The 20,549-nt window shown below is 45.7% G+C and carries 19 protein-coding genes and 1 tRNA gene; 13 read left to right on the forward strand and 7 right to left on the reverse strand.

Translation table 11 applies throughout. The annotated features are described in order from the left end of the window. Positions 1-294: 294 nt before the first annotated feature. On the forward strand, positions 295-2,421 hold the full coding sequence (locus MHI27_RS06760; RefSeq protein WP_405175881.1) for a putative bifunctional diguanylate cyclase/phosphodiesterase: 2,127 nt from the start codon (positions 295-297) through the stop codon (positions 2,419-2,421). A gap of 113 nt (positions 2,422-2,534) precedes the next feature. Continuing rightward, a tRNA-Gly gene (locus MHI27_RS06765) sits at positions 2,535-2,608 on the forward strand. 141 nt (positions 2,609-2,749) lie between these two features. Here the strand turns inward: MHI27_RS06765 and MHI27_RS06770 are convergent. Then, positions 2,750-4,105, reverse strand: a complete 1,356-nt coding sequence (locus MHI27_RS06770) for a dipeptidase (RefSeq protein WP_341049650.1) — start codon at positions 4,103-4,105, stop codon at positions 2,750-2,752. A gap of 289 nt (positions 4,106-4,394) precedes the next feature. On the opposite strand from MHI27_RS06770, the gene MHI27_RS06775 reads away from it, so the two are divergent. From MHI27_RS06775 to MHI27_RS06790, 4 genes are all read left to right on the forward strand, one after another. Continuing rightward, a complete protein-coding gene (locus MHI27_RS06775) occupies positions 4,395-4,790 on the forward strand; it encodes a winged helix-turn-helix transcriptional regulator (protein ID WP_405175882.1) in 396 nt (131 codons plus the stop codon). A 42-nt stretch (positions 4,791-4,832) separates the two neighbouring features. After that, positions 4,833-5,786, forward strand: a complete 954-nt coding sequence (locus MHI27_RS06780; RefSeq protein ID WP_405175883.1) for a TRM11 family SAM-dependent methyltransferase — start codon at positions 4,833-4,835, stop codon at positions 5,784-5,786. A 31-nt stretch (positions 5,787-5,817) separates the two neighbouring features. Beyond that, entirely contained in the window at positions 5,818-6,435 is a 618-nt protein-coding gene (locus tag MHI27_RS06785) for an NUDIX hydrolase (RefSeq protein WP_042185753.1), read from the forward strand. A gap of 168 nt (positions 6,436-6,603) precedes the next feature. Then, positions 6,604-6,756 (forward strand): hypothetical protein, encoded by a 153-nt coding sequence (locus MHI27_RS06790; RefSeq protein WP_156113065.1) that lies wholly within the window; start codon positions 6,604-6,606, stop codon positions 6,754-6,756. Between the two features lie 101 nt (positions 6,757-6,857). Here MHI27_RS06790 and MHI27_RS06795 read toward each other — a convergent pair whose 3' ends face one another. From MHI27_RS06795 to MHI27_RS06805, 3 genes are all read right to left on the reverse strand, one after another. Beyond that, positions 6,858-7,325, reverse strand: coding sequence for an ASCH domain-containing protein (locus tag MHI27_RS06795; protein WP_042125149.1), 468 nt, complete (start codon positions 7,323-7,325; stop codon positions 6,858-6,860). A gap of 26 nt (positions 7,326-7,351) precedes the next feature. Beyond that, positions 7,352-9,322 carry an ABC-F family ATP-binding cassette domain-containing protein gene (locus MHI27_RS06800; RefSeq protein WP_405175884.1) on the reverse strand — a complete coding sequence of 657 codons (1,971 nt, stop codon included), beginning with the start codon at positions 9,320-9,322 and terminating at the stop codon, positions 7,352-7,354. A gap of 121 nt (positions 9,323-9,443) precedes the next feature. Further along, positions 9,444-9,611, reverse strand: coding sequence for a hypothetical protein (locus MHI27_RS06805; protein ID WP_341127419.1), 168 nt, complete (start codon positions 9,609-9,611; stop codon positions 9,444-9,446). A 180-nt stretch (positions 9,612-9,791) separates the two neighbouring features. On the opposite strand from MHI27_RS06805, the gene MHI27_RS06810 reads away from it, so the two are divergent. Next, positions 9,792-10,169, forward strand: coding sequence for a PH domain-containing protein (locus MHI27_RS06810; protein ID WP_076298221.1), 378 nt, complete (start codon positions 9,792-9,794; stop codon positions 10,167-10,169). A gap of 5 nt (positions 10,170-10,174) precedes the next feature. Here MHI27_RS06810 and MHI27_RS06815 read toward each other — a convergent pair whose 3' ends face one another. Both MHI27_RS06815 and MHI27_RS06820 read right to left on the reverse strand, forming a co-directional pair. Continuing rightward, the gene (locus tag MHI27_RS06815; RefSeq protein ID WP_405175885.1) at positions 10,175-10,714 is read right to left on the reverse strand and encodes a chromate transporter; all 540 of its coding nucleotides are present in this window, start codon (positions 10,712-10,714) and stop codon (positions 10,175-10,177) included. Then, positions 10,714-11,292, reverse strand: coding sequence for a chromate transporter (locus MHI27_RS06820; protein ID WP_405175886.1), 579 nt, complete (start codon positions 11,290-11,292; stop codon positions 10,714-10,716). Before MHI27_RS06820 ends, MHI27_RS06815 begins: the two co-directional genes overlap by 1 nt. A gap of 208 nt (positions 11,293-11,500) precedes the next feature. On the opposite strand from MHI27_RS06820, the gene ggt reads away from it, so the two are divergent. Together ggt and MHI27_RS06830 are read left to right on the forward strand one after the other, a co-directional pair. Continuing rightward, a complete protein-coding gene (gene ggt, locus MHI27_RS06825; RefSeq protein WP_405175887.1) occupies positions 11,501-13,078 on the forward strand; it encodes a gamma-glutamyltransferase in 1,578 nt (525 codons plus the stop codon). A gap of 192 nt (positions 13,079-13,270) precedes the next feature. Continuing rightward, positions 13,271-14,629: an amidase family protein gene (locus MHI27_RS06830; RefSeq protein WP_405175888.1), complete on the forward strand. Its 1,359-nt coding sequence runs from the start codon at positions 13,271-13,273 to the stop codon at positions 14,627-14,629. A 535-nt stretch (positions 14,630-15,164) separates the two neighbouring features. Here the strand turns inward: MHI27_RS06830 and MHI27_RS06835 are convergent. After that, entirely contained in the window at positions 15,165-15,548 is a 384-nt protein-coding gene (locus MHI27_RS06835; RefSeq protein ID WP_094871269.1) for a RidA family protein, read from the reverse strand. A 239-nt stretch (positions 15,549-15,787) separates the two neighbouring features. On the opposite strand from MHI27_RS06835, the gene MHI27_RS06840 reads away from it, so the two are divergent. From MHI27_RS06840 to MHI27_RS06855, 4 genes are all read left to right on the forward strand, one after another. Further along, the gene (locus MHI27_RS06840; RefSeq protein WP_405175889.1) at positions 15,788-17,362 is read left to right on the forward strand and encodes a PucR family transcriptional regulator; all 1,575 of its coding nucleotides are present in this window, start codon (positions 15,788-15,790) and stop codon (positions 17,360-17,362) included. Positions 17,363-17,400: 38 nt separating this feature from the next. Further along, entirely contained in the window at positions 17,401-18,525 is a 1,125-nt protein-coding gene (locus MHI27_RS06845; protein ID WP_405175890.1) for an XdhC family protein, read from the forward strand. Beyond that, positions 18,467-19,039 (forward strand): NTP transferase domain-containing protein, encoded by a 573-nt coding sequence (locus tag MHI27_RS06850; RefSeq protein ID WP_405175891.1) that lies wholly within the window; start codon positions 18,467-18,469, stop codon positions 19,037-19,039. The genes MHI27_RS06845 and MHI27_RS06850 overlap by 59 nt, the downstream gene beginning before the upstream one ends. Positions 19,040-19,293: 254 nt before the next feature. Further along, positions 19,294-20,454 (forward strand): BMP family ABC transporter substrate-binding protein, encoded by a 1,161-nt coding sequence (locus MHI27_RS06855; protein WP_042185773.1) that lies wholly within the window; start codon positions 19,294-19,296, stop codon positions 20,452-20,454. The last annotated feature ends 95 nt before the right edge of the window (positions 20,455-20,549 follow it).

Consider the following 20,549-nt stretch of genomic DNA (forward strand, 5'->3'; position numbering starts at 1 on the left):
GGAAGTGCTTTTTTTTTGAATAAAAATAAAATTTCTATAAGTTTCTCTGATAAATGATTCTAATATTTTTCGCTAAAATACTTACCGTTCTAATAAGAAGCCTGAAGGTATTTTTGCTTGCCTGCTAGAAGAAAATGGTTTATATTTATGCAAGATTTATGAATAATCGCCATAAAAATACGACCTCACAAAAGAAATGTAACTTTAAAGACCGATCTAGCCGATATTTATACATAGGACAAGACTATACATAGTTGCTTAATAATCGACATCATTTTCAGACGCGAGGGATCTATGAGACAAGAAGAGAAAAAGACAATTCAAGCGGCTATTATAGGAGCCTTACTGTTCCTATTCATTCAAATTTTCCATACATCGTTAAACCGATTGGACAATTGGGATATTATTTCTGCACTCTATCTCATTGTCGGCTGTTGTACTGTTGCTTTTGGATTTGCGATATTTGCACAGGGCTGGTTGTTCTTCTCTAGCAGATTATCTAAAGGAAGATTATATGTCGCAGCTCTTTTTGGTGGAATATGTATTATTGATTTCTTGCATACACTCGGCTTTGTAGCATTTCCATTTATTTCATCGTTAATAACCCCTGAGGAATCAAGGTGGCTGCTTACCTTTTCACGACTATCCAGCGGGCTGGGTATTTTGTTTATTTTTAGTAGAGAAGACAAACCTGTGACCGTTACCGAAAAAAGAAATGTATTCAGAATCGCCTTCATGTTGATCGTGCTCTTCATCGCATTATTTGTATTTATCCACTCGGCAGTGCCTGAGTTATTTACTAAGCCTTGGATGAGTACACTTAAACAATTCGTTGATCTGGCAGTACTTTTTGTTTATTTAGCAGGTGTTGCTGCCATCGTATTTCCTGGGAATAATGAAAAGTCAGCCTCGCTGCTTGTTATTATTCGGGCACTTATCTTTTTCTCGCTAGGCCAGGCTTTTTTTATGACTCCCATAAGTGGCGGAAATATTGATGATCTCTTTGGGATGTTATGTAGCGGAATTGCTTATTACCAGTTGCTTACCGGCGTGTATCGCCTGACAATTGAAGAGCCATTTTACGAGAAACAGTTGGCCGAAGAACGGATCAATTATTTGGCGTATCATGATGATTTAACAGGACTTCCTAATAGACGTCGGCTGACACAGCGTGTAGAAGAAATGATTGATGCTGGAGAGACGGACACAAATGATCAATTCTCAGCTTTGGCTATTATGAATATTAATCATTTTAAGAATATAAATGACTCTCTGGGTCATTATGCCGGAGACCTTTTATTGAAATTGGTATCTGAGCGTCTCAGTAATGAGTCTAGATCCAGTGAAGAACTGTATAGTATGGGAGCGGATGAGTTTGCTTTTCTAATGACAGAAAGAGCAAGTCTTGGAGAATGCTTGGCACGAGCTACAGAGTTGCTCAGATTATTTGAAGCCCCCGTTAATATAGAATCTGGCGAGTACCATATCTCACTCAGCTTGGGGATGAGTATTTATCCCGGTGACGGGGAAACTGCTGAACATCTCATTCAAAATGCGGATACTGCTGTTCATAATGCGAAGGAACAGGGTGTGGAGATTCGTCGTTATATCCCAGCCATGCAGATGAAGGCAAAGGAACGCCTGAAGCTGGAAAATGACCTTCGAAGAGCGCTTGAGCGTGATGAGTTCTATCTCTTATATCAGCCAAAGGTGCAACTGGAGACAGAAGAGATTGTAGGTATGGAGGCTTTATTGCGCTGGAATCATCCTAAGCGTGGTATTGTCTCACCTAATGAGTTTATTCCATTAGCTGAGGATAGCGGGCTAATTGTTCCCATTGGGGAATGGGTACTGAAGACGGCGTGCCTGCAAAATAAACAGTGGCAGCTAGCAGGCTACCAGCCGATATGCGTCTCTATCAACTTATCTATGCGTCAATTCCTTCAGCCGAACCTGGCTGGTAAAATTCATACCATTCTGACCGATATTGGTTTGGATCCATGTTATGTAGATCTTGAAATTACAGAGAGTATGACCTTGGATAAAGAAACGGCTTTTGATCAGCTGAAGCGCTTGAAAGAGCTAGGTGTGTTCATTAGCATCGATGATTTTGGTACAGGTTATAGCTCATTGCACTATTTGAAGGATATGCCGATCGACAGGCTAAAGATTGACAGATCGTTTGTCTCTGAGGTTATGGAGGACAGTAATAATGCGGCAATAGTCTCCACGATTACTTCTATGGCGCATCATTTGAAGCTCAAGGTTACCGCAGAAGGGGTGGAGAACAAGGAGCAGCTGCAGTTTTTGCGAGAGCAGCATTGCCATGAAGCTCAAGGGTTTTTGTTCAGTAAACCTATTCAAGCAGCTGAATTTGAGACCTCATTTTTGAAAAAGGCTCCCCTTGGCGCTTCCTTGTAAAATATAAGGAAGTATAAGTTTCACACCATACTCTATGTCTTATATTTCGCATAAAAAAATGTTGATTTTTATTTATGGGGGTGATACAATATCTCTTGTACTCACTTTCCAATGCGGGTGTAGTTCAATGGTAGAACTTCAGCCTTCCAAGCTGATAGCGTGGGTTCGATTCCCATCACCCGCTCCATAATTTAAACTTTCAAATCCTTGCGATGCAAGGATTTTTTTATGTTTTGGTTGATGGTTTTGTCATGAACTATTCTTAGATATCAAAAAGCCAGGCTCCTCAATGAAGAGGAGTCTGGCTTTGTTATACTACCTGATTCTCTTAAACAGTCTTCAAGAACTCAACAATGGTGAGCAGTCCCTTATCAAAGTTCTCTAGGTTGAAATGCTCATCCGGTGCATGCAGGTTCTCATCATCAAGGCCAAAGCCCATCAGGACCACTGGTGCTTCAAGTACACGGGAGAAGCTTTCCATGATCGGAATGGAGCCACCGTCTTTGGTGAAGAGGGCACGGGTTCCGTATACTTTGCCGTAAGCGTCTGCTGCAGTTTGTAGAATAGGGTTCGATGGATCAATGTTAAAGGCACGTGCCTTCTCCATTTGCGTCACATGCACTTTCGCTCCGGTTTGAATATTAGCCTTCAGATGCGCTTCAACGGCATCAAGAATATGCTGTGGATCCTGATCGCCAACGAGACGGCAAGTAATCTTGGCATGTGCTTCTTTTGGAATAACTGTCTTGCTTCCTTCGCCTTGGAAGCCGCCATAGACACCGTTAAGTTCAAGTGTAGGGCGAGCACCAATACGTTCTACAAAAGAATAACCTTCTTCGCCGTATAACGCATCGAGTCCAAGTCCTTCGCGAATCTTATCTTCATTCACGCCTTGCTTCACGAATTCCTCACGTAGCATTGGAGAAAGTTCAGGTACACCATCATAGAAGCCTTCTACAGAAACACGGCCTTTGTCGTCATGAAGGGAGCTGAGCAGGGACACGAGAGCGTGCAGTGCATTCGGAACACCACCACCGTAAGAGCCGGAGTGCAGGTCTGTAAGAGCTGTAGTTACGCTCACTTCAAGTGATCCTAGGCCACGTAGTCCTGTGCAAATTGCAGGGCGACCACGTTCCAGCAGGGAAGTATCGGAGACTAGCACCGCATCTGCAGCCAGCTTCTCTTTGTTAGCTTCCAGGAATGGAGGGAGATTTGCGCTGCCGATTTCTTCTTCGCCTTCGATACAGAGCTTGATGTTAACAGGAAGAGTACCTTCTTGTTTCAGGATTGCTTCAATCGCTTTGAGGTGAATGAATACTTGTCCTTTGTCATCCGTTGCTCCACGTGCATACAGCTTGCCGTCACGGATCTCTGGTTCAAACGGAGGTGTAGTCCACAGGTTTAGCGGATCTACTGGCTGCACATCGTAGTGGCCGTATACAAGAATGGTTGGCTTACCCGGAGCATGAAGATAGTCAGCATATATGACGGGATGTCCCGCTGTCGGATGAAGTTCAATGTTCTCAAGTCCGGCTTTCTTTAGTGTGTCTGTCAGCCAATGGGCTGCAGCTAGTACATCGTCCTTATGCTCAGACAAGGCAGAAATACTTGGAATCTTGAGCCATTGTTTTAGTTCTTCGAGATGTTCATCCCGGTGTGTTGAAAAATACGTTTCATATGACATAGTGTGTATGTACCTCCTTAAGTTTTGCTGCGCAAAACCGGCTATGAGCTTAATCGCCATGCGTGACCGTCTTGTTTAGCATTCTATAGGAATCATTATACTGGAGAACTCACTATGGATCAAAAGCGATTAGAAAGACGTCTTATCTGATCCTCGTGACCGGTGCTTTTTTTCGTAATTAATAGTTCCTTTCCGGTTGTTGATTACTAACAGTAACCATGATAAGCTGATTAAGCTTAAGGGACAAGAAGGCACAATTACATGCTTAAGTTACATGGAGGTAACCACTTTGGAACATTCAATGGACGAACCCATTCGGCTAATTCCGACGCTGGAGGATTGCTCCATTACCCGCCAAATTCTAGACAGGGTTGGGGACAAATGGAGTGTGCTCATCATTGTTAATTTGGGTGCAGAAGCATTGCGGTTTAAAGAACTGCAGCGGCGTTCTGGTGGTATATCACAACGGATGCTGACCCAGACCCTACGTCATTTAGAACGAGATGGTATAGTTTGGCGTAAAGCTACGCCTACGGTACCTTTGACTGTTGAATATGGTCTGACAAGTTTAGGAGAGTCCTTGCTGGATCCTTTAACTTCCCTAGTGGAATGGGTCAATAGAAACAACGCTGAAATCGCCAAAGCGCGTATCGGGTATGATAGTCAGCACGATACGCAAGAGTAACAAGCTAGGAGTACAATTTACTGGGATAGAGGATGGATTATTTTGCAAAAGAAAAGTGGAAAGAACACATTTATATATACGTACACCTGTTCAGAGGATGAGTTATCTCTATGCCAGATGGAGCTTCGTTGTCTTTTTGGAGAGGAAGTGCCTTCTTCAATCTTTAAGAGTGAGGTAGAGGTGGATGTAAGCCGTAGTCCCTTCATTAAAGAACGAATTGATGTCATGTACGAGGGAGATAGCTTGCCTGAGATTTATGATCAGACTGAGCAGGTGGAGCTTGGCGGCAAGACGTTTAAGGTTATTTTTGTGAAGACCAATGATCTGTCCCCTGCGGACAAAATAGAATATGATGAGCGAAGAGTGATCGAGCGGGAAATTGGGTTACGTATTGAAGGGGAAGCGGATGTAAACCACCCTCAGTTGGTATATGGCATTGTTACTCTGGGCGGTCGCTGGTACTTTGGAGCTTATCATAAGAACAAGGCCACCTGGTTCCGTCAAATGAAAAAGCCGCGTAGCTACTCTATCGCGCTTAGCACACGTGTAGCCCGAGCTGCGGTCAATATAGCCGTTCCGAATCCGGAAGGTGTACGAGCCATCGATCCTTGCTGCGGCATCGGAACAGTAATGGTAGAAGCCCTCTCGATGGGAATCAATATGGTTGGACGTGACATTAACCCTCAAATCGCGATCGGTGCCAGAACGAATATTGCTCATTTTGGATTCACAAGTGAGGTTACGCTTGGAGATATTGCTGACATCACAGAACATTACGATGTAGCTATTGTAGATATGCCTTATAATCTATATTCTAGTATTACACCTGAGGAACAGTTTGCGATTCTAGTGAATGCGCGCCGGATTGCAGATCGGGTAGTTATCGTTGCGATTGAACCGATGGATGAGATGATCACGGAGGCTGGATTTACGATTATAGACCGCTGTGAAGCTAAAAAAGGTTTGTTCTCCCGTCATTTAATGCTTTGCCAGTAATCCTAATGAAGTTATTTAAAGGGGTGCCGCAATGGAGCAGAAATGGTTAACCTGGGCTAAAGAAATACAGGCCATCGCACAGACTGGACTAACTTACGCTAAAGATGTCTATGATATAGAACGGTATCAAGCTTTGCGGGAGCTAAGTGTAGATATCCTCGCTAATTATACGTTCGAAAGCAAGGAGAGAATAAGACTCTCCTTTGCTAGTGAGGGTGGCTATTCTACGCCGAAAGTGGATATCCGTGGTGTTGTTTTTCAGGATGACAGAATCCTGCTTGTCCGCGAGAAATTAGATGGAAAGTGGGCGCTTCCCGGGGGCTGGGGAGACATCGGTCTGTCACCGAGTGAAGTCGTTGTTAAGGAAATTCAAGAAGAATCAGGATTTGAGACAGAAGCAATTCGCTTGCTGGCTGTTTTAGATAAGAAATTTCATAACCATCCTCCGGAGCCGTATCACGTGTATAAGTTTTTTATTTTGTGCAGAATTGTAGGCGGCGAGGCGCTGCAAGGGGTGGAGACGAGTGAAGTATCCTTTTTTGCTGAAGATGAACTGCCTGAGCTCTCATTAGAGAGGAATACAAGTGAGCAGATTGAAACGATGTTTGAATATTTACGAAATCCAGAAAAAGTAGTAATATTGGACTAAGAATTTGCATATTATATATGACTTCCGTAAAGTGATGTTTTTAATGATGTAAATGATGGGTAATAACTATTATGTAAGCACTTACAAAGTTGGTATTCTAAGCTTTTAGGTCGAGCGGTCTACATTTTTTCCTCTACTGTGACGATAAGAATTTTAGGAGGGGATCGCATGGAACAAGAAGAGTTGAGCATTCCATTGAAACAGGAAAATGTGGTGCGTCCTGCAGAGGGCAATATTGCCACTGGGCTGGTTTGGGGTATCTTAATCAGCATTCCGTTATGGATCTCTGTGATTGGCTGGATTCTGGGGTTTTGGCGCTGAGCCGTATTTTAATAATTATCTAACTCTATTAGTTGTATAGTATACATCAAAGGCGGTCTCTTCGTAACTGAAGAGGCCGCCTTTTTAGTTTCCTGAGTTTCTCAAGATTTCGAATATACCAGTCTAAAGTTCTCGCAAACTACCTTCATCTTTGGATCAAAAGGCTTCTTCAAGAACGCTAAGGACTCTCTGCTGAAGAACTTCTCATGCTCATGGCGCCACGACTCTAGCGTTCTGTCATCCTCGCCTTCGCTATAGGCAAAGTCAGCGCCTACCTCATCAAAAGGTGTAATTTGCACATCTGTCGTAACGATCACTGCTTGCGGATTACCACGGCCGTCCAGCAGGATACTATGTCGTCCAATTTCTGGTAAGGTCTCGTCACATACTGCATAAATTTCATAGTTCGAAGCGGTTCCTGTCTTAATCCTGCGGATCACCAGATCTAGCAGTTCATCGGCCATTTGAGGACTGTCGCCAAAGGCCCAAGCCTCGTAGTTATCCGCTGCTTGTGGATGAAGCTGGGTGTATTCTTCCCAAAAAAGCTTAATCTTCGTTTCGTTGCTCATATCCGTATCTCCTCATGTAATAATCGTTAGTGTCCCGCAGTTTCCATCCAGCCCGCATAGAGCTCATCTAGTTGCTCTTGCACTGCATCGCGTTCTTTCTGTAGCTCGGCGAGCTCTGCCGCATTGCTACTGATCAGTGGATCTAGCATTTTGGCATCGATTTCCCCAAGCTGATCCTCAACTTCGGCAATAGCCTTTTCCCAATCAAAGTGGATACTCTTCTTGCGGGAACTGGACGAGTTAGCCGTGGTGACATTAACATTCACGGAACGGTTAGATTGAGGCTTACCGGAGCGTGCAGTGGTTCCATCTGAAGAGAAAGGTTTAGGCTGATCAGGAATAGAGACTGGTGCTGCTAACGCCTGTTCAGCTTGCTTCTCCTTGTAATACTCATAGTTGCCGTTGAAAACTCCAAATCGTCCACTTTCAATGGACCAGAGCTTATGGAACAGACGATTAATGAAATAGCGATCATGTGAAACGGCCAGCACTGTACCTGGGAATTCTTCTAATGCTTCCTCTAACGCTTCCCGGGAGTCAATGTCTAGATGGTTCGTTGGTTCATCCAGAATTAACAGGTTTGGTTTACGATGCATCAACACAGCGAAACGCAGGCGGGTCCATTCCCCTCCGGATAGATTCGTGATGTCTTTGAATACATCGGCACCGTAGAATAGGAAACGTGCGAGCTGCCCGCGCGCTTCACCTTCTTCTAGTCCGGCCTCTTCACGGAAGTAGCGGAGTACGGATTGTTTGTTATTGTCAGGGACAGCCTCTTGCGCGAGATAGCCAACAACGGTTCTTGAACCAAGCGTGCAGCTTCCGGTGTCTGGCGTCTCCTGACCTAATATAATTCTTAAAAGTGTACTTTTCCCTGCCCCGTTACCACCGATAAGTGCCGTAGTCTCTCCGTAGCGAAGAACTTCGTTTGCGTCTGTAAACAGGCTTCGCTCTCCATATGCCTTACCGATATTCTCCAGTATGACGACTTGATTCCCGGAGCGATCATTTTGTTGTAGCTGCAAATCCATCGATTTGCGCTCAAGAATAGGACGTTTAACCTTTACCATACGATCCAGTGCTTTTTGCATGGAAGCTGCTCGCCGGTAAAAGGCAGGGTTTGGGGGAGTTCCCCGATTCCCAAATTCGATGAGGCGTTTGATACTCTCCTGCATTTGCTTTATCTTTTTCTGTTGTTCTTGATAATCAGCAAATTGTTGAAGTAGACGTGTTTCCTTCTCTATTTGATAGCCGCTGTAGTTGGTATGGAAGGTAAAGGCCTCGCCATCCTCAATCTCGATCACTTTCTTGACTACAGCGTCGAGGAAGTAACGATCATGGGAAATGGCTAGCACTGTACCGTCATAGCTCTGTAAGTACTGCTCTAACCACTCAATGGCGTTCATGTCTAGATGATTGGTTGGCTCATCGAGTAGAAGTACATCAGGTCTACGCAGTAGCAGCTCTGCGAGTCCGACTTTAGTTTTCTCGCCGCCAGAAAGAGAGGAGAAGAGTCGGTTATATTGCCCAGTTCCGATTCCTAGACCAATGGCAACTCGCTGAATGGTGGATTCAATTTCGTAGCCTCCTGCGGTCTCAAATTTATCCTGAAGGCTACCATATTCTTTCAGCAGCCGATTCCATAGCGTTTCATCCGTTCCGGTATTGAAGGTGGACATTTCAAGCTCCAGTTCTCGCAGGCGTTGTTGCCATTGCAAAGGTTCAACAAAGCTACGCTGTAGAACTTCATATACGGTTTCTTTTTCGTTAACCTCTTGAATTTGAGCCAGCATTCCTACTACACTACCTTTGCGAATTGAGATTTGCCCTTGATCGGGGCGCTCTTCGCCATTCAGTAAGTGGAAAAGTGTAGTTTTACCGCAGCCATTGCGGCCGATTAGACCGATTTTTTCTCCTTGGCGGATATCGAAGGTGATGCTATTTAGTACGAGCTGTGCACCGTGGTATTTTTGAACATTTTGGCATTGAATAATCATATATATTCTCCTTTAAGAATGCCCTTTGCACCGCCAGAACCCTAAATCGAAACTGGAATTCTGTAAAAAACCATAAAAAAAGACCGTAGGGAAATTTCCCCACGGCCTTATCATTCTCCGGTTAACTGATCCGTCCGGGTGATGGCAGGAAAGGCATTTCACAATTGTGTAGTGTTATTAAATTCATGGAAATGGACAGACTTCTCCCGTTATCGCTATTTACATGAGCAATGCCAGCTATCGCTTTAGGTAGCCGACTCATAACACTGTTGGTCCAATTGTGATCCATTCCTTCCACACCCCTTTCTTAACAAATTTAATGACAGTGTAAACAATAATCGGAAATTTAGCAAGTAAAAAGATGGCAGAGCGAAGTTTTACACTGCATAGAATATGAAATGTGGAATAATATGGTTCTATGTGGGAGGAGACAAGCCACTAAAAATAACAGATGAAAAGGGGAAGTTATATGGCGATTTTTGACGGATTGATGGGTAATGCATCACAAGTAAATCTAGCGGAGGTACAACGGGAATATGCACAAATCCTTGCCCCTCAAGAGAAAATTGAACGAGCCTACAAGCTGATTAGAGATATGTTTATTTTTACAGACAAACGACTGATTCTAGTGGATAAACAGGGACTGACGGGGAAAAAGACGGACTATCATTCCATCCCATACAAAAGCATCTCGCATTATTCCGTGGAGACGGCAGGGCACTTTGATCTGGATGCGGAGTTATGTATCTATATTTCCAGCAGCACTGTGCCACTCAAGAAGACCTTTAATAAATCCGTGAATATTTATGAGGTACAGGCGGTATTGTCACAATATATTTTAAAATAGTTTAGTTAGACTGTGTAGCGGAGTACCAGACCACCATAGGCAAAAGCGGCTAAGATGACAAAGGCAGGATGCAGCTTAAGCCGCTTGATGGCCCAGAATGCGATTGCGGCAATGAACAGTGTTTGCCAGATTCCGATAGAGTTCGTAGGACCTTTGAGCATTGTCCAAGTGAGCGCAGCCATCATAACTGCAATAACCGGTTGAACAAGCAATGTCATCCCTTTCACTACGGGGGATTGCTTGTGTTTTTGCATGACCTCTAACAGGATAATAAGCGCTACTGCGGAGGGCAAGACGGTTGCTAACAAAGCTACGATGAGTCCTAACCAGCCGTAGCCATCATAGCCGACGTAAGCTGCGATTTTGGTAGCAATCGGGCCAGGCAGTGCATTGCCAAGTGCAAGCATGTTAGAGAATTGTTCATCGGTCAGCCAGCCGTAATGGGGAACGATTTCTTGATACATCAATGGAATAGAGGAAGGACCACCGCCGTATCCAAGCAAATTCGCCATGAAAAATCCGTATATGAGCTCTAACCAGTCCATCAATTTGATCCTCCTTGTTGTTGCTTCGCGATGATCCGGTAATGAACGGCTCCGTAACCTAGAAAAAGCACGATTACGAGAGCTAGATGTATGTGAATTATTTGTAGCAGAAGTAAGGCGAGAAGGATGAAGACAGCGCTGAGATATTTTCCTAGCCCTTTATAGGTTTTTTGCGCAAACTCATATGCCATTATTCCTAACATGACAGCAATGACAGGAGATACCCCCGCGATCATTCCAGCTACTACTTTTGAGCTACTTAAATAATTTACAGCCGATAACAGTATGATCATAGCCAGACAGCTAGGTAAAATATGTGCCAGAACTGACAGTATCGCCCCCCTAACTCCTCGAAGTTTATATCCAAGATAAGCCGCCATTTTAGTAGCAATAGGTCCCGGTAGCGCGTTGGCAATCGCCAATGTCTCCCCGAATTCATCGTCGCTCAGCCAAGTGTAGCGAGTTACCGCATCATGCCGGATTAATGGAATCACGGAAGGCCCTCCGCCATAGCCGACAATCCCAGTTCTGAACATGGCGATAGCTAATTGTACATAATCTTTATGGATGGATATCACGTGAGACCTCCCCTTGTGTTTAGAGCCCATTCTATACAATTCATATGTGTGAAGCTACGAGGTTGACTAGAAATCAGCTAATCTTTGTGCATGAATCACAAAAAAGAGGATGGTTATTTTGAGGTTTAGCGTAACCGATTGACAAGGGATTTTTATGTAATGTTAAATGACATTAATTAAGCGAGAAGTTAATAGGGAGATGGGGAACATGGCGGAGAAACCTGTAATAGGCACAAAAACAATGGTCGTCAGCCCTCATTATTTAGCTTCGGCCGCGGGTGCGCGCATTTTGGGAAAAGGGGGAAATGCCTTTGATGCGGCGGTGGCGGTTAGTGCGACGCTCGCTGTAGTCTACCCACATATGACGGGGCTTGGTGGGGATTCGTTCTGGTTGACCTATAGTACAGAAGAGGCGCGTGTCCGGGCGTATAACGGAAGTGGACGGTCGGGTTACGGAGTTCGCAGAAATTGCTATGCCGGGGAGGGAGCTATTCCAAGGCGGGGGATCCGCAGTGCCATCACCGTGCCGGGGATGGTGGATAGCTGGGATGCCATGCTCAGTAAGTATGGCCGCTTAACGCTGACAGAGGTGCTGGAGTCAGCCATCGGCTATGCTCAGAGCGGGTTTCCGCTGTCGCCGGACCAGAGGAATAATACGCTGTTTGCTGGAGCGGCGTTGTCGGCGGAGGCATCCGCGATTTATATGCCGGGTGGAGTGGCTGTGTCTGCTGGATCGAGATTTCAGCAGACACAACTTGCGACAACCCTGAGGACGTTGGCTGCGGGTGGACGGGACGCTTTTTATAAGGGGAAGATTGCTGAAGATATTTGTGATTATATGCTGGCAGCCGGGGGCTATCTCACACGGGATGATTTTGCGGATCATCAGGGGGATTGGGTTGAGCCGATACATGCGGAATATCATGGGCATAGGGTGTATCAAGTGCCGCCAAATTCTCAAGGGTTTACGGGGCTGATGAGTCTTAATATATTGGAGCATTTTAATTTCGGAGAAATCGAGCATGATTCTTATGAATATTACCACCTGCTTGTTGAAGCGCTGAAGCTGAGTTTTCGCGATCGGGATAGAGTGCTTACAGATCCGGATTTTAGTGCTATTCCATTGGTGCAGTTGCTGGATAAGAACTATGCAGGGCAACTAGCCTCTACGATCTCGATGCAAAAAGCGGCACAGCTGACAAGTCAGCCTATTGGTAGTGATACTGCATATGCTGCGGTGGTGGATGAGGAGGGAAATGCGGTTTCCTTTATTCAGAGTCTGTATTTTGAGTTTGGCTCAGGTGTGGTTGCTGGGAATACAGGAATTCTGCTTCAGAATCGGGGTTCGTTTTTCTCGCTTGATCCGAGCCATATCAATACGCTTGAACCGCATAAGCGCAGCTTCCACACACTGATGCCAGCCATGGCCTGCCGCGAGGGCAAACCTGTGATTCTATATGGTACGCAAGGTGGTGAAGGTCAGCCGCAAACTCAAACGTTGCTACTTACAAGGATGCTGCATTATGGGATGAATCCGCAAACGGCTGTAAGTGAACCACGTTTTGTATGGGGGAGAACGTGGGGGGAACCTACGCAGGAGCTGAAGGTAGAGGGACGGGTAGCGGATGAGGTGCTGGCAGATCTGGCGGGAGCCGGTCATATTGTCCGGAAAGTGGAAGCATATGACGGGAGCGTGGGTCATGCTCACGCGATATCCATAGATGACAATGGATATCGTAGTGGGGGGACAGACCCGCGCTGCGATGGCGCGGCGATAGGTTGGTAGGGTGAGATGCTCTCTCCAAATCCCCCCAATTTGCTCCTTCCGTTATTTGGTAGGAAGGATATCGTGAGAGGATTCTCGGATAGGCAAATGGGAAAATCCTAGTTTAACGGAGCGATAGGTTCTTAATAGAAATGACGGATGACGGGTTGATTATGATCAGAGAAGGAATGGTGAGGGGAGGAGGAAGTAGAAATGATTCTGGATAATCGGTATGGCGCGTTCATAGATTCTGAGCTAACAGTCGGACGTTTAGGGAATGGGATATTGGACGGAATGACCTTTGCTGTAAAAGATGTGTATGCGATCGCAGGGCACAGCTCTTCTGCAGGTAATCCAGATTGGCTGCGGAGCCACAATCCCTCTACAGAACATGCAGCAGTAGTACGCCAGCTGCTCCAGTCGGGAGCGACGCTTCGAGGAGCGACTCATACGGATGAGCTGATGTACAGTCTGGGCGGTGAGAACCATCATTATGGAACGCCCATAAATCCCCGTGCCGCAGGTTGTATCCCGGGTGGTTCTTCTAGTGGATCGGCAGTAGCGGTAGCTTCAGGTAGTGTTGATTTTGCGCTCGGAACAGATACAGGTGGTTCTATTCGAGTCCCTTCCGCCTATTGCGGAGTATATGGCTTTCGCCCGACGCATGGTGCTGTGAATATGGAAGGTGTGATCCCGTTATCACCGCAATTTGATACAGTAGGCTGGATGACTGATCGTATGGGTATGCTCCAGAAGGTTGGGGAGGTTTTACTTGGAAGTGGACGCATGACTGAAAAGGTAATGATGAGCATAGATGGAAATTTAGAATTGAATCTAGAGAACGGTAGGGAAAAAAATGAAGAGGAAGAATTGGAGAATAATATACAAAAGAACATAGAGGATCAGATACCAAAGAGCAAAGGAAATAATGTGGAATATAATTCTAGAAAGGATAAAGAGGACGATTCACAAAAGAAAATGGGGACTTTATTTGTCGCTACGGACTGTTGGGATTTGGTTGCCCCAAAGGATGTAAGTATTCTAGTGGACGGATTGAATCGCTTGCGGACTGGTGCTGATCATTTCCTCAAAACTGAAATAGCTCGAGAAGGTTTAAAAGTCTGGATGGATGTCTTTCGAGAGCTACAAGGCAATGAGATCTGGACAACCCATAGCGCCTGGATTGAGAAGGTGAAACCAGTTTTTGGGCCTGATATTGCAGCCCGGTTCTCTTGGGCTGCCAGCTTAGCGGGCAAGGACCACAGTATCGCTCAGAATAAGCGAAAGGAGATTTCTACCCAGTTGCGCAAGCTGCTGGGAGAAGATAATTGTCTTGTGATTCCGACAGTACCTGGTCCTGCACCGCTGCGTGGTGGGGATTTACGTCAATTGGAGGAGAATCGTAGTGGGGCGATGATGTTGAGCTGTATAGCTGGACTGGCAGGCCTGCCTCAAGTAACGTTACCTATGCTCTCTACAAATGGACTGCCGCTGGGATTGTCGGTTATCGCCGGACATGGTCAGGATCTTCGGTTACTCTCATGGGTGAAGGAGGTTTGGCGGCGGTCTTGAGATGACGGGACTTGATGGGTTTTGAGATGATAGGTGAAATTGGCTTTAAAAAAATGATCTCAATGTGATGAAGTAGGCTCAATAATGGTGTGTTAGAGTAAAAGATAAATTCAGTGCTCAAAAGTTGGCTTAAGACCAGCGTTTCAGTAAACACCTCCATGTGAAGAAAAAGAACGGTATAAATCCCGCAGAACTCAAGAAATTGGCTCGTATAGCTGAAAATAACGGTATAAATCCCGTAGAATGCGCGAAATTGGCTCATATGGTTGAAAATAACGGTATAAATCCCTTAGAATGCGCGAAATTGGCTCATATAGCCAAAAAGAGGGGTATAAATGCCCCAGAATCCAAGAATTCCGGCCATATTACAGGAAAGAGGGGTATAAATCCCCCAGAATCCAAGAATTCTGACGATATTACCGGAAGAAGGGGTAAAAATGCCCCACGCCATAAAGGTCAGCGACACGCTCGCGTTTCATCTGAACACGCAAACAAAGCACCTTCCGTGAAGAAGGTGCCATGCCTCGTCCGAGCTCTATTCTACGAATGCCTCGACTTCTATTTCTACTAACAATAGTGGATCAATAAGCGCTTTTACCTCTACCATGGTTGCTACAGGCTGAATATCTTTGAAAAATTCGCCGTGTGCTTTGCCGACTTCTTCCCAGCGTGAGATGTCTGTCACGAACATTCTTGTTCTAATTACATGCGACAAATCAGCATCTAGCTGGTTTAGCGCTTTTTCGATGGTATGTAGAATGAATTTCGTCTGCGCGTATGGATCTCCTACACCGACTACTTCCCCGTCTTGCATGGCTGTTGTTCCTGCGACTTCGATACGGTTGCCGATTCGGATGGCGCGAGAATATCCAACCACCGACTCCCAGGGTGAACCCGTAAACACTTGCTTTTTACTCAAAAGATCCCCTCCAAATCCATCCTAATATTGTCCGATCTAATTATACTACTCACACAAGTGATGTGAACTAAAGATTAATGATTCATCAGTTATGTTCATTTAATGTTATATTAACTAACGTAATAACCATTAAATTTTAATTTTACTCAATCCAAGGAGGTTCATTTTAATTATAATGTTACATAAAATAACATTATGGATCAAAAATGGTTCAATTGATCCTAAAAAGGAGGGATGGCATGCATCTTACGGTTGAAGAAGCGTTGTCCATTTATCCTTTGTCCGAGGCGAAGCTTATCGCGGGGTCCAAGGGGAAACATCGAATTGTGAAATCGATCAATGTGATGGACGCACCTGATATTTCGGATTGGATCAAAGAAGGCGAGATGCTGCTAACGACAGCTTATTTAATCAAGGACAATCTGGAGGATGCCTCTGCTTTGCTGCAAACACTGAATCGAAGGGGCTCATCGGCCTTGGGTATTAAGCTGGGACGATTTTGGGATAAAATACCGGAGCAGCTAATCGCAGAAGCGGAGAGCCTTAACTTCCCCTTAATCCAGTTGCCGTTCCAGTTCACTTTTTCGGATCAGATGAATGGCCTGTTTCGAGCCGAGCTTAGCCGGAGCACTCATGTTTTGCAGAGCATAATGGAGAAGCAGAAAAAGCTGATGCAATTTGCCCTGCGATCTGTCCGCAGCCGTCCATTGTTTGACTCGGTGTCTGAAGTGATTGGCCATTCACTTGTGGTGGTTAGCGCACGCGGGGATGTAATCTATAACAATTCTGAATATCAGACCTCACAGCTGCTGGAGGGGTGGCCCTGGCAGAATCGTAATCAACGTTTTCGTGTAGAAGATCGTACAGGTTATCGCACACCACTAATACAAGGAGAAAAGTGCTCGGGATATTTATTGTATTGTTCCATCGACCCTTTATTGCTCCCGGTGGAAGAGAGCTTGTTCGTTCAGGGTGCTGAACTTATTTCATATCATATTCACTCAGGATACGAGGATTATTTTGAACAGGCAGAACATAGGGAGTTCAGTGGATTGCTGAGACGTTGTCTAAATGGTAACTTATCTTACTCCGATTTAGTACAGTCTGCTGTAAAGCTGGAGATAGAGCTGCTTCAATCGCCATTCTGTCTCTTATTAACCGATATTGCTACGACGAGTGAAGAACGCCAAAGTGAGCTGCTTAGATTAAAAGAAGAATACACTGAACACCCCGTACTGCGGGATTTAAAGGCCATTCATGTGCTTGTAGACCAAGGATTATTGTCCATCTATCCGGCAGCTCTTCAGAGTCCTGAGCAATTTCGGGATGTAATCCAGGCTTGTTTTGACAACCTGAAGTTTGACAAGGGGTATTATCCACGAGCTGCGATAAGTAGTTGTAAATTGAAGCCGGATGGGCTGAAGGAGGCTTTTGCGGAGGTGAAGGAATGTATGGGGATGCTTCAGTTTGAGGGGGTGCATGGGAATGTTGTGCATTATCGGCAGCTTGAGCTGTCCTTGCTTCTTGGGCAAATCCCGACAGAGGTCATGGAGAAATATTGCAACGGAACGCTTAGAGGACTGCTTAGTCGTGAGCCGGAGTATGTGCGAGAAATGCTGCGGACGCTGGAGGTTTATCTAGAGAACGATGGGCATGTCAATGAGACAGCCAAAAAGTTGTTTATTCATCGGAATACGGCTACCTACCGGATCGAGAAGCTTAGTGAGCTCTTGGATGTCGATTTTAAAAAAATAAATGATCTAATGAGGCTGAAGTTAGTGTTCATGTTTCGGAAAATGCTTGGGCGGGACTAAGGTCTGGGTTGAAATGCAAACACGGAGGAGGGGGCCTCGTGAATACACATGAGATCGCAACGCATATTCAAACCCATCAGGCGCCTGCGGTGCTGGCAACACTGATTGAGGTAGAGGGACACTCGTATCGTAAACCCGGGGCAGTGATGTTGTTTTTTGAAGGGGGCACGATTGGGAGTCTGAGTCCAGGTTGTTTGGAAAGCGATCTGGAGTTACGTACCTCTGAGATATGGGAACGAGGGCTGCCCGAGATTGTGGAATACAATATGTTGTCTTCGGATGATCTGTCCTGGGGTGAGACTGTCGGCTGTGGGGGCAAAATCAAAGTGGTGCTTGAACCCGTGCAGGGTCAGCTCTACAAGCTTTTGGTGCAGGCGAGTGACAGATTGGCTAGGGGAGAGAAGCTAATTCTGTTCCGCGAAGCAGTGGAGAACGGTTTTGCCTATAAGCTGGAGCTGGATCCAGACAATGAACTGCCGCAGAGCAAGAAATATCCGAAATTATCCCACTCGGCAAAAGAAAACCTAGCGGTAGGTCGCTTTATGGCCGCTCCAGCAGAATTGACAGCATTCCATACGTCTTTCGTGCCTAAACCGCGGCTTGTGATTTTTGGCGGGGGACGTGATGTGGTTCCAATTGCGGAACTTGCTGACAGAGTTGGCTTTCGGATTGTGGTAGCCGATTGGCGTGAAGGGAGTCTGCAAAATGAGTTCTCGCGCGCGGAACGAATCATTTGTTCTCCTACGGAGGTTGTTCAACGCTTGGGCGTAGCTCAGCAGGATTATGTGCTAATTTGTAGTCATCAGCTTGGGCGGGATAGACAGTTCCTTGAGAGTGTAATTCCGCTGGCTCCACTATACATCGGCATTATTGGTTCAAAAGCTCGGATAGCTCTTTTACTGGAAGGGCTTGAGGCTCCTGCATCTTTGCATGCACCTGTAGGGTTGCCGATTGGAGGAGAAGGTCCGGAGGAGATTGCGGTCAGTATTATAGCAGAAATTATTCAAATTAGAAGGGTGGGCTCACGAGAGCTGCCCAAAGGAGCGGATAGTATTGAAGGTAGCAGGCATATATTTGGCAGCGGGGCAGAGCAGGCGGATGGGCGTGTCCAAGGTTTCACTGAAATTGTCGCAGGAGGTCTCACTCGGGAGCGTCGCGCTTAGTGAATTGGATCGTTGCAATCTAGAACCGCTAATCGTGGTAGTGCGTGCGGATGACAACTTGGAATGGCTGCCACCCGCGATTGAACCGCAAGGCTCCAGACGTACCGAATCTTGCTTAACCGCACATCTAGGATTGTCTTTTTCACTGCGCTGCGGCCTTAATGCGGTATTACCTTTACAGCCCGATGCAGTAGTTGTGGCGCTTGCGGATCAGCCATTTATTACTACAGCATTAGTGAACCGTCTAATACAAACGTTTGAACAATCTCCGGAGATGGATTATGTCGCTAGCGTCAGCAATGGGTCGGCTATGCCCCCGGCTTTGTTCTCGAAGACATTGTTTCCAGCACTACAGGGATTAGATGGAGATCGAGGAGCGGCGGGGATATTGCGTTCACCTGATTATAAGGGGATTGTTCTGGAATCTGAGTCTACCCATTATTTCATGGACGCAGATACAAAAGAAGATTTTGGTGAGATTCAGGAGCAATGGATTCTGAGAAATGGAAAGTGAAGTAAAGAGTAGTCTGAAAAGTATTCTAAAAAGTAATCTGAAACAGTGTTCCTTTTCCACCTCTGGTCATATAATATGACACGCAACTCACCTTCCAAAAACAAATTAGTGCATTGCACACAAAAAAAGTTCTGATTCTTATATTCATATACAAACGTATGTTATATAAATTTACGCCAAGGCCACCTCTAAGTATAGTAGAAGTACATTAATGGTTGCAGCCATGATGAGAGATGATTTGGAGGAGGAGAATTATGAAAAAAAGGGGTCAGTTCATAACATCTTGTCTTGCATTAATGGTTCTAATGACGGTGGCTTTGGTGGGGTGTGGCAGCAATAATAATACTTCTACAAATGCGACGGAGGCACCAGCGACAACTACAGCGGCAACAGAGGCAACTGCAACAACAGAACCGGCTGCAAAGAAACCGACGGTTGCTTTTGTTTATATCGGACCTCCAGGAGATGGCGGCTACACGTACCAACATGACCAAGGACGGCTGTATATGGAGAAGGAGCTGGGGATTAAAGCTGACTTTGTAGAAAATGTCCCTGAAAGTGCTGACGCCGAAAGAATCATCACAGAGCTTGCGCAATCACACGACATCGTGTTTACAACGAGCTTCGGATATATGGATTTTACATTAAATGTAGCGGGCAAATTCCCCAACGTGAAGTTCCTGCATGCTTCGGGTTACAAAACCGCAGAGAACATGGGAACCTACTTCGGGAAAAACTATCAGGCCAGCTATCTGAGCGGCATTGCGGCAGGAAAAATGACCAAAAACAATCAGCTGGGTTATGTGGGGGCTTTTCCGATCAGCGAAGTGATTTATAACTTGAATGCTTACACCCTTGGGGCACAAAGTGTCAATCCTGATGTAAAGGTGAATGTGGTGTGGACGAATACATGGTATGACCCGACGACTGAACGTCAAGCGGCAATCAGCTTGCTGGATAAGGGCGCAGATGTGCTTTTGGCCTATCAGGATTCACCTGCAACACTGCAGGCTGCTGCCGAACGAGGGGCTTTTGCCGGGGGGAATGACTCGGATATGAGCAAATACGCTCCGGACAATTATTTGACGAACCCGGTATGGAATTGGGGGCCGTATTACGTAAAAGCTGTGCAGGCAGTTATGGATGGAACCTGGAAGAGCGAGCAATATTCCGGTGATATGGCTGACGGTATGGTGGAGCTGGCTCCTTTCGGGAACAAGATCCCAGATGATGTGAAAAAGCTTGTCGAAGACGCCAAAGCCAAAATTATCAGTGGTGAGCTTGAGGTTTTCACAGGTCCGATCTCAGATAATCAAGGGAATGTGAAGGTTCAGGAGGGCCAGAAGCTGACATTGGAGGAAGTACTGGGTATGAACTGGCTCGTAAAAGGTGTGGAAGGAACTATCCCGCAATAATGTTTAAAAATAGGAAATAAGATGTGCACAATCTATGGGTGGGGCGGGTTCCGTTAAGCGGAAACTTCCCCACCCGTACTACAACTTGAAGGAAG

It is taken from the genome of Paenibacillus sp. FSL H8-0261 (assembly GCF_045040645.1).
GTDB lineage: Bacteria > Bacillota > Bacilli > Paenibacillales > Paenibacillaceae > Paenibacillus_AQ.

What these genes read in the sequence shown, in the direction of transcription:
- MHI27_RS06770 (WP_341049650.1), bottom strand. Translation starts at nt 4,105, where the DNA reads ATGTCATATGAAACGTATTTTTCAACACACCGGGATGAACATCTCGAA.
- MHI27_RS06760 (WP_405175881.1), top strand. Translation starts at nt 295, where the DNA reads ATGAGACAAGAAGAGAAAAAGACAATTCAAGCGGCTATTATAGGAGCC.
- MHI27_RS06855 (WP_042185773.1), top strand. Translation starts at nt 19,294, where the DNA reads ATGAAAAAAAGGGGTCAGTTCATAACATCTTGTCTTGCATTAATGGTT.
- MHI27_RS06805 (WP_341127419.1), bottom strand. Translation starts at nt 9,611, where the DNA reads ATGGATCACAATTGGACCAACAGTGTTATGAGTCGGCTACCTAAAGCG.
- MHI27_RS06810 (WP_076298221.1), top strand. Translation starts at nt 9,792, where the DNA reads ATGGCGATTTTTGACGGATTGATGGGTAATGCATCACAAGTAAATCTA.
- MHI27_RS06785 (WP_042185753.1), top strand. Translation starts at nt 5,818, where the DNA reads ATGGAGCAGAAATGGTTAACCTGGGCTAAAGAAATACAGGCCATCGCA.
- MHI27_RS06815 (WP_405175885.1), bottom strand. Translation starts at nt 10,714, where the DNA reads ATGGACTGGTTAGAGCTCATATACGGATTTTTCATGGCGAATTTGCTT.
- MHI27_RS06830 (WP_405175888.1), top strand. Translation starts at nt 13,271, where the DNA reads ATGATTCTGGATAATCGGTATGGCGCGTTCATAGATTCTGAGCTAACA.
- ggt (WP_405175887.1), top strand. Translation starts at nt 11,501, where the DNA reads ATGGCGGAGAAACCTGTAATAGGCACAAAAACAATGGTCGTCAGCCCT.
- MHI27_RS06795 (WP_042125149.1), bottom strand. Translation starts at nt 7,325, where the DNA reads ATGAGCAACGAAACGAAGATTAAGCTTTTTTGGGAAGAATACACCCAG.
- MHI27_RS06790 (WP_156113065.1), top strand. Translation starts at nt 6,604, where the DNA reads ATGGAACAAGAAGAGTTGAGCATTCCATTGAAACAGGAAAATGTGGTG.
- MHI27_RS06800 (WP_405175884.1), bottom strand. Translation starts at nt 9,322, where the DNA reads ATGATTATTCAATGCCAAAATGTTCAAAAATACCACGGTGCACAGCTC.
- MHI27_RS06840 (WP_405175889.1), top strand. Translation starts at nt 15,788, where the DNA reads ATGCATCTTACGGTTGAAGAAGCGTTGTCCATTTATCCTTTGTCCGAG.